Consider the following 12,835-nt stretch of genomic DNA (forward strand, 5'->3'; position numbering starts at 1 on the left):
TAGTTTTTTAGACATGGAAATTAATACGCCACACTAATCTTTTTTTGGTAATCATATTGATATGTTCTAATAAACAAAAATCAAAAGAATTACCGAATTGATTCAAAAAGAGAAAAAATCACCTGCATAAATTAAAGCAAATTTTAAGAAAATTAGTCCGAAAATTGATTATGATGTGGTGATCAAATCAAAACCCATGCAATAAAATTCACTCTAATCTTTTGATGATGTGGTATCCAAACTCTGTTTTTATTGGCTCTGAAATCTCTCCGTTTTGAAGCTTGAATGCTGCCTCTTCAAATGGTTTTACCATCATTCCTTTAGTGAAGTAGCCTAAACTTCCGTCTTTCTTTGCACTCCCTGAATCGATTGACAATTCTTTTGCCAATTTTCCAAATTTTTCTCCTTTTTTGATCCTCTCTAAAATTGCAAGTGCCTCACTTTGTTTTGATACAAGAATATGTGAGCATTTTATCTTAATTGCCATGAAGTTTTCATATTTTTCTATTTCTTAATTGTTTCTTATTTTATGATGGATTTAACTTGGATTCCAAAAGTTGTTTTTATATTGTGACAGAACTCTTTTTATTATATTCATAAACTATGATTGTATGGATGATGAATCTCCCTCACTGCTGGTAAAGTTCATGTTTAAGGGTGATAAAAAGTCAGAAATTGCATTGCTTACATTTGAACAATATTCTAACATCAAAGATTTGCCAATTACTAAAGAATGCAGAATTGTCAAGAATGAAAAACCTACATTATCAAAAAATGACGTTGCGGCAATAAATAAAAAAATTGCAAAACTATCTAAAACTCATACTCAATCTCTTTCTGAATAAAATTTATGATTTTTATTACAATAATTTCTATGGATCATTTAAAATTATTATATTTCTAAGACCTGTCTTGAATTTAATATCCTTCAAATCATACTAAATAGTTTTTTTATGTTTGTATAATGCATAAATGATTATCCATGCTCCACCGTACCAAAAAAGATTTACTGGATCACTAAGATCATATTCGTCTATTAGTTCTAGGTAGTAATACCATATATCGCCAATAGTGATTGTCAAAATTCCAATTACTAGTATCATCCATGCTTTTCCTAATAATCCCTCTCTGAATATGGTGGCTCCCAAAATTGAAAATGCCAAAAGTGTTCCTGCAGATGAAACAAAAATTAATCCATAATAGAAATCAAATCCTGCTTCTCCGTATTCATTTAATGCATTGATTGAATAAATGGTCAAAATTATCGAAGGTAGTAAAATAACCCATGCTTTGTATTTGTTTGAAAATGATGAGAAAAACCTAATGTTCAAAATTACATATGTCAATGTTAGCGGATATTGCAAGAAAAAGAAAACATCTGCAATCGAAGGATAAGGATCAATATCTAAAAATAAATCATAAATGAGATAAGTTAATTCTCCCAGAAATACCATCAAATATGCAAAACCCAATGAAATGTTTGCTTTTCTGTATATGCCTGCATCGATATATTTGATAGCTACAATAAATGATGCTATTGATACAGCTAATGGATTCATAAATGAAAAAATTGAAATTATTGAATCTGAATCTTCAGGATTGGAAAAATAATTTACATAAACATGAAAAACTATTACTGCAAAAATAATTCCTGCAATAACTTTGTAATTTATGTTGGTACGCAATTTTGAAGGGACTGTGTTTGGTTCTGCCAAATTGAATAATCATCTCATGTTTGATTATTAATTAACCGTTTGGAACGATTTTTTGATTTCATCTTAAGTTACAGAATCGTGGATGGTGTATATTCTCCAGAATTTCGTAATCTTTCAAATCTTTTGAGAATGAATTCTGCAGTCTCTCTTACGTCTATGCTGGGATCATTGCGTAATAACTTGATCTTTTCTTCAACTTCAAAAGCTCTCATTAATCCTAATGATTCAATTGCCTCATGTTTTGACAATACACTCTTATCATTAAATGAGATTTCTACAAGTAGAGGAATTTTATCTCTCAAGTTTCTTGCAGCAATTTGAAAACTAGCTTCGTGCTTTACTACTCCATTTGTGTCATTTCTTAATACCCATTCCATGAGATCTGCAACTTTTTTGCGCATTCTATCATTATTGTTTGTGTTCTCGGCTAATTCTCCAGCTAGCCAAACTGCATCCCATCGTTTAGATTCGTCTTGTTCCTGTTTCAATACATTTTCGCAAAAATTGAATCTTTCTTCACTGGGCATATCTCTAATGTTTTCCTCATCAAAAATCTGAATGGCCATATCCCAAATCTGGGAATCACTATCTATTAAAAATTCCTGTTATTCCCATGAAAAAAAACTAATAAACTAGATAATGTATGAATATGTGATGTCTGGACTAGATCATTTGTTGGCAAAATCACTTAACGAAATCATTGAAAAAAATCTGGGTGCAAAAACTGTAAAAAAAATAGATGACCGTCTATTTGAAAAATTTGGACTTTCGATTACTCAGGCTATAGAAGAATTTGATAAACTAGATCTTGTGTTGAGGGAATTTTTTGGAAAAGGTGCTGATGGAATAGAGAAAAAAATATTTGAAAATATTTTTCACACAAAATCCAACAAATCAAAAGATCATTGGTATACTTTGTCCGATTCATACGTAAACTCTGTAATTTTACAGGCGTTTGGTGATTTGGAAAAGAAGAAAATAATCGAGTCAGTTTCAAGTTCTCCAAAAATAATTAATGATATTTTGAAGGACTGTCAACTACCGAGAACTTCTGGATATCGAAAAATAAACAGTCTCATTGATGACGGACTGATATATCAAACAGAACAAATCGTTGTTGACAATAAAAAAATCAACAAATATGCTTGCGCATTTAGTAACTTGAAAATTAACATTGAAAAAGACAAGTTGACTGTTGATGTTCAATTATCTGATTCTGATATTCTCAAAAGCTCGATCTTTCAAACAATCCAAATTTAATTTATTAAACAATAAGATCACACTATTAAAGCATGACATTGATCCCAGATATGGGATTAATTGAAAATTAAACTCTGCAGCAAAAAGTCACAATATGGATATTATTTTATCATACTTGCAGCTGTGCTTTCATCCCTTGTACATGTGTTGTCAAAACCCATGTTGGATATGGGGGTAAATACAATGGAAATTAATCCTATTTTTATGACCTTTTTAATTTACATGATTTGTACGGCTTTTTTTACGCCTATAGCACGTAAAACTGATGCAATTAGCAAATTCTCTCAAAAAGACATTTTGTTTATGGCTTTAATTGGATTGTCTGAGGTAGCTGCACTTTCAACATATTTTTTTGGTTTGCAAAACTCATCTGCAGTAAACGCATCTATTTTTAGTAATAGTGAAATCATTTTTTCATTAGTTCTTGCAATGGTCATTTTCAAAGAACGAATTAACATAAAAGAATGCATTCCTTTTTCTATGATCATTATTGGAATGATGATAATTCCAATCGGAAATAATATTTATCAAAATGGAATGAATTTTGAGCATCTAGCTACAGGTGATCTTTTGATTATTCTTTCTGGATTTCTTTATGCTGCGGATATCACAATTTGCAAGTATGTAGGCGATAAATATGATGCTAGAAGAGTGACACAGATTACTTCGTTTTTTTGTGCCATAATTGCACTGTCATTTTTATTCTTACTTCAAATTCCGATGGATTTCAAGTTAGAATACATCCCGAACATTATGCTTATTTCTATATTTGGTACAGGTATGTCTACACTGTTATTTTTGGCAGGACTAAAATTAATTGGTGCTGTGAGAACTGTTTTGTTATATTCTACAACTTCGGTATTTGGAATTATCTTTGCAGGCGTGTTTCTATCTGAACAAATTACTATCATTGATTTAATTTCTTTGGGAATTACTCTTATCGGTATATTCTTTTTGAGAAATAAACTGGCAGAATCTGAATCTGCAGATCCTGAGTTAGAAGGTAGTTCTGTTCCAAATAATGGTGATGAATTTGAGCATAAATTTAATGAAAACTTTACAAAAAACAATCCAAAAACTGTGATTTCTTTGTAGCCTCTGTATGAGGTCGTTTTGTTATATATAATAAAAGATTAACTTAATACTTAGTTATCAATACCAAATATGGGATTGATAACCAAAAAATGCGTAATTATAGATGACGATGTTCAAATCACTGAACTTTTCTCTGAATTATTGGCACTTCTTGGTTTGAAAATTTTGGCAATAGGCCATAACGGATTGGATGCAATAGACCTTTTTTCAAAACACCAGCCAGATATTTTATTTATGGATGTTGAAATGCCAAAATTAAACGGAATCGAAGCATTAAAAGAAATTAAAAAAATCAACCCGTCTGCAAAAGTGATAATTATTACTGGAAATACGTCTAGTGATTGTGAAAGAATTTTACAAGATAATGGGGTTACTGCAATTATTTACAAACCATTTGATATTCAAAAAATCAAACAATTAATTGAGCACTTTGATAATCCTGTCTCAATGTATACTTGATCCTATTTTAAAACATTTTATTTTAATCCCCAACTTACTTTGTTGCTTGGAATGATTTTCAGAAATGGTGCTTCATTCTCAGTCCATGGATCTCTTCGCACCCATTCAAATTTTTTATAAAACACATCATAATATTTTTTAAATTCAGGACCACTTTCAATAATTTGTGTTTTTCCTTGAATGCAAACAGCTTTGTGATTTCCTGATTTGTATATGTCTACAACTATTCCTGTGTTCGGATTTGATTTTATGTTCGAAAATGTTCGTGTATTGTAATCTGTTGCAACTAAAATGACGTTGTCTTTGAGTACATATGATACAGGTTTTACATGTGGTATGTCGTTATGAGATGTAGCAATTCTTGCCTCTTCTAGAGATTCTAGAAAAACTATTTCATTTTTACTAAATTCTATCAACTGAATATTCGTTCTCTTATGTCTGGAATATGTTTGTATACTATGTCTCTGATTTTCATCTGATCTTCTGTGGTGGGAATCTCTTTTTGTGAACTGAGTATTGCCCCACCCATCCCAAGTGCCATACCCATTACAATGCCATAAACAAATTCTTGGGGGTTTTCTACTTTGAGTATATCCTTGTTTTCTTTAATGTCTTGCAAATAAGCCGGAATAGTTGATACTGCGCCATTAATTACTTGAATAATGATTTCTTCTAAAGGATCTTCACTCATATGGCATTTTCGATATGAATTATTAATAAATTTGTGCCTAAGATTTTTAATCCCTCCTTCCTGAGAAAACATATGTTCTCTTTTTTTACTACAAATGAGGCTAATGTTGCTCTTCCAGATGTGATAAAAAAATTCGAGTATGCGTTATCGAAAAAGAATGAAGTATCAAAATTAGAACAACAACTGCAAATGTGCATTTCAACTACCAATTCTTTTGAAGAATTCATCACTCTGAAACAGAAATTAAATTCGGCAGTGACTAAATTCTATGAGGCAGTTGAGATTCTAGAAAATACTGGCGTATCTGTCAAAAGTATTGAGCAGGGTCTGCTTGATTTTCCTTCTAAGAGATTTGATGAAGAGGTTTGGCTGTGCTGGAAATATGGGGAAACAGAAATAAAATTTTGGCATGAGAAAGACTCTGGTTTTATGGGCCGAAAACCAATAGAAGTCAATGATGAATCTTTAGTGTGACTGGTCTTCACTTGTCTTTTTGATAAAATTTTTGACATCTATGGTTTTGAGTGGTTTTGATGAATCCCATAGAAATGAACATAATGTGAAAATGTTGTCAACCATTTCATTTGAATTTGTACATAATGAAAAGTCTGAATCTGAACCTGAATATTGAGAGGATGCGGCATGATCTGACATTATCATTTTTTTGTCTTTCTGCACTACTATTCTTCCCTTTGATGGCATCTTGCCAATTTTTGTTTCAGTAGCATTGAATCTTTTAACAAACGGCGCAAGTTTTGGATCATTCATGTCTACAAGCAATCTCACTTTGCCACCATTTTTTTCACAAATGCTGATTTTTTCTGGAATTGTGCTGTGATACATTCTGGAGACATCGTCAAGTGTTGTGGCAATGTATATTGTATCAACCGAATTTTCGATTAGCTGCGCAATATCCGCGTAGATGTTCTGACGTCCTTGAACCACTCTAAATGTTGGAACTGTGTTGATTTGGTTTGATGTGATCTCCTCATTGATTTTGTCAATGATTGCCTCACCTAATTTCTTGATTTTATTTACTTCGTCTTCTTTTTTACTCAGGGCAATTTTCAGTGCATCATGAGGGTCTGACGCAATACATAATTTGGGACTGGATAATGTTGTTGAGATAATATTTCTATTAACTAGCCTGTCTACTGTCCTGTACATTCTGGCTCTATCGATATCAAGCTCTTTTGCAAGCGCACTTGCAGTAATTGGACCTGCTCTGAGTAAATTTAGATACACTTTAGCTTCCAGGTCATCAAGATCTAAAATCTCTTCTAACTCTGTTGCTATTCTACTTACTTGATCTTGGTAAGACATTCTTTTTCTCTCATCCTTTTTAACCTAGACTCGTTTTGTTTAATGGCATTTAGTATTTTCGCAGAATTTACCAGTTTCACAAAACATAATTTTTCCATCATCGATGCAAAATTTAGATCAAAATAGAACTAAAGGTTCTGTTTGTACGATAGCACACACAAAAAACAAAATATGTTGTTTTTTAATCACAACAAAATGTTTTACTAAGATGAACAAAAATCCTCTCTACATTCTTTGATGTTTTCCTTTATTCACACTGATATTTTTTTAAAAAATGTCCAAATTGCGAACTAGACTATGTTAAATGCAATTACTGATATTATGATCATCACAACAACATGTTTTGTACCTGCAACATATGATCCTGACCCAATCTTTCCTGCAGCTAGTCCGCCAAAGACTGCCTCAATGATTGCCATGTTGAATAATCCTGATTCTAATTGGGCAATATCCATGTTGGCTAGCGAGCCAAACAATCCTTCGGTACCACTACCTGATTCAAGTAATCCGTCCTGAACTTTTTCAATTTCAGTGAAAAAGCTAGTTGTTAGCAAAACTGCTACTGCTAAAAACACCGCAAATGAAATGTATATTGTGTATGTATATGGTTGCAGTGCAGATTTTCTACTCTTTTCTATATTTTGCATGTCTGAAACGTGTTTTTGAATCATTTCGAGGTTTTCAGATACGTCTCCTCCAATTTTCATTGCCATCTCTAGCAGAACTGTAACCCTCCTTGCAACTCTAGTACCTGTCCTTTCTGCAAAGTTCTCAAAAGCATCTTCAATTGGTGTTCCCCAACTAATGTTGGCCCTAAGATTTCTCAATTCTGGTGTTAATGCTCCTAGATTTCTTTCACCTGCTTGCTCTATTGCTTTGATCAGGTTTGCACCACTCTGAACGGAACTTAGCAATGCAAGCAAAAAAACTGGGAGATTCCTGTCTATGCTGTCTCTTCTTTGTACTTCTTTTAGTTGGTGGATGGTTAATGGAATGACTCCTACAAGTATCCCAAAGATTAATCCTATGTCTCTGATTGTTGTAGATTCAGAAAATCCTGAAAAATAGAAACTCATTGAAATTACACTAGTAGCTGCAATGATAGAAAATGATGCTGTTTTTAGAATTTCATTTTTTAGTATTGATTTTCTAGGTTCAATTACTGCGATTCTTCTTCTTTTAATTTTTCTTTTTTGTTTGCTTTCCATTTTTTTACCTCTTTGGAACCATGGTGTCCATCATGACTAACATCAATACCCCACTAAGTGGAATTACTGCAAATGTTAGAATATTCATCAATGTGATCAAATCAAATCCTGCAAGGCTGGGACTCATTATGCCCATAATTGATAACATGATTACCGCTAATAACGGAAATACAATTAGCAGAATGGTGTAAATTTCTGCAACACTTCCCAGAGATTCTGTAGTTTTTTGCATCAACATCTTTTTTTCTTCGAGCTGAACTTTTGCTGTTGCATTGAAATATTCTTTGAGATCTCCTCCAGACTGAACTGTAACTACTGCACCTTCTAGCAATTCCGAATATGGTCCTGTTGGTGTCCTATGTATCAAATCCTTAATTGCACTAATCAAATCCATGCCTAAAATGTCGATATTTCTTACAATGTATCTGGCATCCTTTACGATGTCTTCCTCTGTTTCTTCTTTTGCTATTGCTTTGAAAATTCCTTCCAGTGTAAGGCCACTGGTTGCAAGAGTTGACATGTATCCTATGAAATGAGGGATTTCTTCTATGAGTTTTGAGGACCTATTTGTCACCCTAACTTTTGGAATTATTTGTAAAATCCCAAATGTTATTCCAAATAACACCAGTCCTCCTAATACTGGAAGTAAAATCTCTAAACTTGCTGGTTGAATATTGATAAATTGTGCTGTCACAAATCCTAAAACTGCGCCACATGCACCTGCAATCATACTAAAGAAAATCATACTTGAAACATAGACCTCAAATGGAATTGGCATCATTGCCTGTTTGATTGATTTATCCAATGATTTTAATTTTGGATGCAAAAATTTTACATGCTCATTTAGTAATTTGTAACTATACACATGAATTTGCCCAACTGATTCTTCTTCGCTCTTTTTTTGTTTCTTTTCAGTTACATTCATGATTATACCTCTAGTCTTTTTCTTTCGTAGAACCTTTCTGGATCAGCATAATACTCCATAACGTTTGAAGTAACTTCTTTATGATCACGGATGTCGTTTTTAACCATCCATTCCAGAGCTAATCTCCTTTTTGTTAATTCGTAATTGATTTTTTCTTCACTGTCTCCGTCTCTTTCTTTGAGTTTTCTAAAAATTACACTATTTCCCATATAGTCATGAGTGTCTGTTTTTGGGTTCCATTTGAAAATTTCATGCGTTCTGATTTCTCCAGTTGTTTCATGAATTCCATCAATCTCTGATACCTGAATGATTCTTCTAGCTGATTTGTTGCCTACTCTGATTTTTAGTTGAAGTGTGATTAAATCAAGGCTGTTTGCGATTAACGCTTTTGGCACGTCCATTGGAGATGATGTTAATCTGGTAAGTGTCGCCTCTACTGAATCTGCGTGTATGGATGAAAATCCTCCGTGACCCGTGGCCATTGCCTGAAACAAGGTGTATGCTTCTCTGCCTCTTGTTTCACCAACAATAATGATGTCTGGTCTTTGCCTGAGGGCAGCTCTTAGAAGATCAAATTGGTTAATTTCCCCAATTTGTGTATCTGTAAAGTTCTGTCGAGATACTGCAGGAATCCAATTCTCATGAGGCAGGTTTAGTTCCTGGGTATCCTCTATGCTTACTACTTTTTCACCTGGCTTGATAAATGAGGCTAGGGCATTTAGGGCTGTAGTTTTGCCACTTGCAGTTCCTCCTGCAATGAGCATTGTTGATTTTTTTTCAGCCAAATACCACATGAATGCTGCAATGTCTACTGAGATTGTTCCAAATTTTATCAAATCAATTATTGTTATTGGGTCTGCCCTGAATCTTCTAATTGTAAATGTACTGCCTCTTTTAGTAATTTCATGGCCCAATGTCAAATTGATTCTACTTCCATTTGGAAGCGACGCATCAATTATTGGGTCTGCCATTGAAACATGCTTTCCACAAACGTATGCCATTTTTCTTGAAAAATTATTTAATTCTGCATCTTTTTCAAAGATGATGTTTGTTGGCATGGATTCGTGTTCTCTATGCCAAATGTAGATTGGTATGTTTGTACCATCACAACTGATCTCTTCAATCATATGGTCTCTCATCAATGGCTCTATTTTTCCGAGATGAACGAAATCTCTAATTGCGTAATAATTTATTTTTGCTATGTTTTTTTTGGGAATGTTCAATCTGTATTTTTTAACCATAGATGCAATCTTCTTTTTTAGTCGTCTTTCAGCATCTTTCTTTGATTTGATATCTTGGAGTGATACTGTAAGTTCTGTCATGAGCAATTTTTTGATAATCTCAAAAGCTTTTTGATCTCTTTCTGATAGAACAGGTTCTATCACCTGATATCTCAGCCCTCCTTTTGCTGTTGGATCTTTTATTATTCCTGCATGAATTTCATTACTGTCCCATTCTAATTTTGACAATGTCATAAACTGAGGAATTTTTGTATTGTTTTCTGCATTATTTGAAACAGTTTCTGGTTGATTTTTGATTGATTTTGCAACCTCCTTAGTTTCCACACGTAATTTTTGCAGTTCTGATAACTTTTCTTTGAATATGTTTAGCCTCATTTTCAGGTTTAATACATCTCTGATGCGTTTTAACGCATGTTCGTCCATATGAACAGCATTTGCCTTTTACTGTTCTTTTTCCTAATAAAACAACTGCAATGATAGATATGTTCATACTTTATGAGGTGGAAAATATTGTTTAGAAAGAAAAATAATAATTCTAAATTTGAATCAAAACCTCCCCATAAAATAGGTGGCTTTGACAACCTGTCTTCTATTTTTAAGGGAAACTCAAATGAGCATAAAATTGACACTAATGATGAGGAATTATCTGTAAATAACCCTGTCTCAGTTGATGAATCTGACTCTCTAAAACCATCTACTAGTAAAGCGGTAAAATTAATCCAAGAAGTTCAAAATCTCAAAGATAGAACAATTATCCCATTCGTAGACTACAATGAAGGAAAATTATTCTATCCGATTCTTTCAAAAATAGGTGAGGTTCAAGATAACATTGCATGTCTTGATGATCTTGTCTCTGACGGTATTTTAGAGAAAAAAATTTATGAAAAATTAATTGTTTGTCCAATTCATCCTGACACTCATTCATCCAGCGTGCGCCTTTATTGCCCAAAATGCCATTCAATGAATGTTGAAAAATTAAATCTATTTGAACATAAGATGTGTGGCTATATCACCGAAAGTACGAATTTTGATTTTACAGACCCTGAAAATTCGCGCTGTCCTTCATGCAAGAAACAGATAAAAATTTTTGAAAAAGAAATACGTGTTCCAGCAATGTGGTATCAGTGTATTGACTGTGTTGAAAAATTTGATAATGCTGTAATCAAATTACATTGCAGAAAATATGAGCATGATTTTGATACAAACTCTGGACAATTCATTCCAACATATTGTTATAAATTAAAAAATTCTGAAACATCAATTAATTCTGATACCAATCAGATTAAAGATGATTTGCTAAAACTATTGCAGGGATTTAATTTTGATGCAAAACTCAATATTTCAATAAAAGGAAAAAGTAATAACGTACATGAAATTCCAATTTACGGAAAGAGCAACATTACTAATGAATCGATACTGATCTTTATAAAAAATCATCCCGATGGAATCAATCAATCAGATATGAATTATGTTTTAGTCCCGAAATTAGACATTGATCCTGAAAAGACCTTGCTTCTAACTATATCTGGAATTAATGAGGGCGTGGAAAATCTGGCAAATCATTATGGGATTCATTTAATCTCCGAATCTGATTTCTCGCAAATTATTGCACGTGTTGAAAAATTTGTTTCTGAATGGTATTCTGAGAATGGTGGAAAAAAGTGAAAAATGCCTTTTCTCACCCATTTCTAAAAAATCGCCGTGCTGTCAGCCAAGTAATGGGCAGTGTTGTAATTTTGGGAATTGTCAGCTCTGTTGGGTCTGTAATTTTATTTAACGGGATGAACAGTATTAGCGCATTTACATATGATTTGTCGTTTCATGAGGCATCCAAAAATCAAATTCATAGAGAAGATATTATATTTGAACACGTTCGATTTGAGCCTAATACAGACAATTTGATAATCGATTTGGCAAATATTGGCACTGTTGAATCCACTATTGTTAGTATCACCATATTGAATATTGATAATCAGGAAATCATTTCAAATTGGGTTGATCTGGATCAAACTATACAGCTAAAAGATAATCGCCAACTAGTGTTGGATTTACTAGATGATGCACAAATAATATTGGTTCAAGGGTCTGGAACTTGGAATGATCCTGCATATGTCAACTCTGAATATCGCATTTCATTAACCACTGCTAAGGGGAATTTCTTCACTACTGTAGCTAGTCCGTTTAACACATAATTGCAATGAAATCAAAAAATATTGTTGACACATATGAGATGAGAAAAAACTCTCGTTTAAAACACCGAAGAGGTGTCACGGACATAATCAGTACAATGATGCTGATGGCAGTAACTGTTACTGGTGCAAGCACTCTAACTTATTTTATGAATGATGCATTTCTTTCAGGAAATTTGGGAACGACTTCTACACTTGAAGCATCATCTCTGAACATTCTGCTTTTAGCGTATGATACACGAGATTCTTCTAGGTTGTTGACATTGAATGATGTTGATAACAAATATGATTCGGTTTTGTGTCGCTCTAGCTGTAGTGGTAATCCAAATGACCTTCCTCTAAATGGTGGCACAGAATTTATTGTATTTCAAATACAAAACAATAATCTAAATTCAATTTTCCTGGAAAGAATTTCCATTAACGGCATCTATTATTCTTGGGATGCTGCCACTTCTGGTGTAGTGTTGGATACTACTGTCCCATTAACTAACGGTAAATATCCTGCAGATGGGATGTTCTCAATTTTACCTATTAGTGCAGGTTCAATTATTCAAAATGAAGATACTCAAATTCAAAGTGGGCAAACAGTAAATATTCTGGTCAAGTTGGATTCTGTTGATCCTGACATTCAACTCAACAAAGGAATTCGGTTGCTGCTAAATTCTGGACAGATTCAACCTGCAGAGTTTTTGATTGAAAGCGGTGGTGCACAATAAAATTTCAATCAAA

Annotated in this window: 17 protein-coding genes; 8 read left to right on the top strand and 9 right to left on the bottom strand. The window is 33.2% G+C overall.

Annotated elements, in window-relative coordinates; genetic code table 11:
* Positions 1-208 precede the first annotated feature (208 nt).
* Positions 209-487: a peptidylprolyl isomerase gene (locus OO712_RS04735; protein WP_109877163.1), complete on the bottom strand. Its 279-nt coding sequence runs from the start codon at positions 485-487 to the stop codon at positions 209-211.
* Between the two features lie 124 nt (positions 488-611).
* Here OO712_RS04735 and OO712_RS04740 point away from each other — a divergent pair, with 124 nt between their 5' ends.
* Positions 612-845, top strand: coding sequence for a hypothetical protein (locus OO712_RS04740; protein ID WP_109877162.1), 234 nt, complete (start codon positions 612-614; stop codon positions 843-845).
* A gap of 93 nt (positions 846-938) precedes the next feature.
* Here the strand turns inward: OO712_RS04740 and OO712_RS04745 are convergent, their stop codons facing one another.
* Together OO712_RS04745 and OO712_RS04750 are read right to left on the bottom strand one after the other, a co-directional pair.
* Complete coding sequence (locus tag OO712_RS04745; RefSeq protein WP_109877161.1) at positions 939-1,715, bottom strand: histidine kinase; 777 nt, start codon at positions 1,713-1,715, stop codon at positions 939-941.
* A 68-nt stretch (positions 1,716-1,783) separates the two neighbouring features.
* Entirely contained in the window at positions 1,784-2,281 is a 498-nt protein-coding gene (locus OO712_RS04750) for a HEAT repeat domain-containing protein (protein ID WP_109877160.1), read from the bottom strand.
* Between the two features lie 88 nt (positions 2,282-2,369).
* Between OO712_RS04750 and OO712_RS04755 the strand changes: the two genes are divergently transcribed.
* The 3 genes from OO712_RS04755 (at position 2,370) to OO712_RS04765 (ending at position 4,529) form a co-directional block, all read left to right on the top strand.
* Entirely contained in the window at positions 2,370-2,975 is a 606-nt protein-coding gene (locus OO712_RS04755) for a hypothetical protein (protein ID WP_264953955.1), read from the top strand.
* A gap of 60 nt (positions 2,976-3,035) precedes the next feature.
* A complete protein-coding gene (locus OO712_RS04760) occupies positions 3,036-4,070 on the top strand; it encodes a DMT family transporter (RefSeq protein ID WP_225866893.1) in 1,035 nt (344 codons plus the stop codon).
* Between the two features lie 69 nt (positions 4,071-4,139).
* Positions 4,140-4,529 carry a response regulator gene (locus OO712_RS04765; RefSeq protein WP_109877159.1) on the top strand — a complete coding sequence of 130 codons (390 nt, stop codon included), beginning with the start codon at positions 4,140-4,142 and terminating at the stop codon, positions 4,527-4,529.
* Positions 4,530-4,546: 17 nt separating this feature from the next.
* On the opposite strand, the gene OO712_RS04770 is transcribed toward OO712_RS04765, so the two are convergent.
* Positions 4,547-4,945 (bottom strand): pyridoxamine 5'-phosphate oxidase family protein, encoded by a 399-nt coding sequence (locus OO712_RS04770; RefSeq protein WP_109877158.1) that lies wholly within the window; start codon positions 4,943-4,945, stop codon positions 4,547-4,549.
* The gene (locus OO712_RS04775; protein WP_109877340.1) at positions 4,942-5,220 is read right to left on the bottom strand and encodes a hypothetical protein; all 279 of its coding nucleotides are present in this window, start codon (positions 5,218-5,220) and stop codon (positions 4,942-4,944) included. The genes OO712_RS04770 and OO712_RS04775 overlap by 4 nt, the downstream gene beginning before the upstream one ends.
* 72 nt (positions 5,221-5,292) lie before the next feature.
* Between OO712_RS04775 and OO712_RS04780 the strand changes: the two genes are divergently transcribed.
* Positions 5,293-5,694, top strand: coding sequence for a DUF2203 domain-containing protein (locus tag OO712_RS04780; protein ID WP_109877157.1), 402 nt, complete (start codon positions 5,293-5,295; stop codon positions 5,692-5,694).
* Here the strand turns inward: OO712_RS04780 and OO712_RS04785 are convergent.
* From OO712_RS04785 to OO712_RS04800, 4 genes are all read right to left on the bottom strand, one after another.
* Positions 5,686-6,543: a TrmB family transcriptional regulator gene (locus tag OO712_RS04785; protein WP_109877156.1), complete on the bottom strand. Its 858-nt coding sequence runs from the start codon at positions 6,541-6,543 to the stop codon at positions 5,686-5,688. The genes OO712_RS04780 and OO712_RS04785 overlap by 9 nt on opposite strands.
* A 290-nt stretch (positions 6,544-6,833) precedes the next feature.
* Positions 6,834-7,751: a type II secretion system F family protein gene (locus OO712_RS04790; RefSeq protein ID WP_109877155.1), complete on the bottom strand. Its 918-nt coding sequence runs from the start codon at positions 7,749-7,751 to the stop codon at positions 6,834-6,836.
* A gap of 4 nt (positions 7,752-7,755) precedes the next feature.
* Positions 7,756-8,676 carry a type II secretion system F family protein gene (locus OO712_RS04795; RefSeq protein WP_109877154.1) on the bottom strand — a complete coding sequence of 307 codons (921 nt, stop codon included), beginning with the start codon at positions 8,674-8,676 and terminating at the stop codon, positions 7,756-7,758.
* Between the two features lie 2 nt (positions 8,677-8,678).
* Complete coding sequence (locus OO712_RS04800) at positions 8,679-10,292, bottom strand: type II/IV secretion system ATPase subunit (RefSeq protein ID WP_109877339.1); 1,614 nt, start codon at positions 10,290-10,292, stop codon at positions 8,679-8,681.
* A 135-nt stretch (positions 10,293-10,427) separates the two neighbouring features.
* On the opposite strand from OO712_RS04800, the gene OO712_RS04805 reads away from it, so the two are divergent.
* Genes OO712_RS04805 through OO712_RS04815 form a run of 3 tightly spaced genes read left to right on the top strand, consistent with a single transcriptional unit; the run spans position 10,428 to position 12,822 of the window.
* Positions 10,428-11,582, top strand: a complete 1,155-nt coding sequence (locus OO712_RS04805; RefSeq protein ID WP_109877153.1) for a TackOD1 domain-containing metal-binding protein — start codon at positions 10,428-10,430, stop codon at positions 11,580-11,582.
* Between the two features lie 53 nt (positions 11,583-11,635).
* The gene (locus tag OO712_RS04810) at positions 11,636-12,109 is read left to right on the top strand and encodes a hypothetical protein (RefSeq protein WP_109877338.1); all 474 of its coding nucleotides are present in this window, start codon (positions 11,636-11,638) and stop codon (positions 12,107-12,109) included.
* Between the two features lie 5 nt (positions 12,110-12,114).
* Positions 12,115-12,822 carry a hypothetical protein gene (locus OO712_RS04815; RefSeq protein ID WP_109877152.1) on the top strand — a complete coding sequence of 236 codons (708 nt, stop codon included), beginning with the start codon at positions 12,115-12,117 and terminating at the stop codon, positions 12,820-12,822.
* Positions 12,823-12,835: the final 13 nt, after the last annotated feature.

Origin of the sequence: Nitrosopumilus zosterae, from assembly GCF_025998175.1 — an archaeon.
Taxonomy (GTDB): domain Archaea; phylum Thermoproteota; class Nitrososphaeria; order Nitrososphaerales; family Nitrosopumilaceae; genus Nitrosopumilus; species Nitrosopumilus zosterae.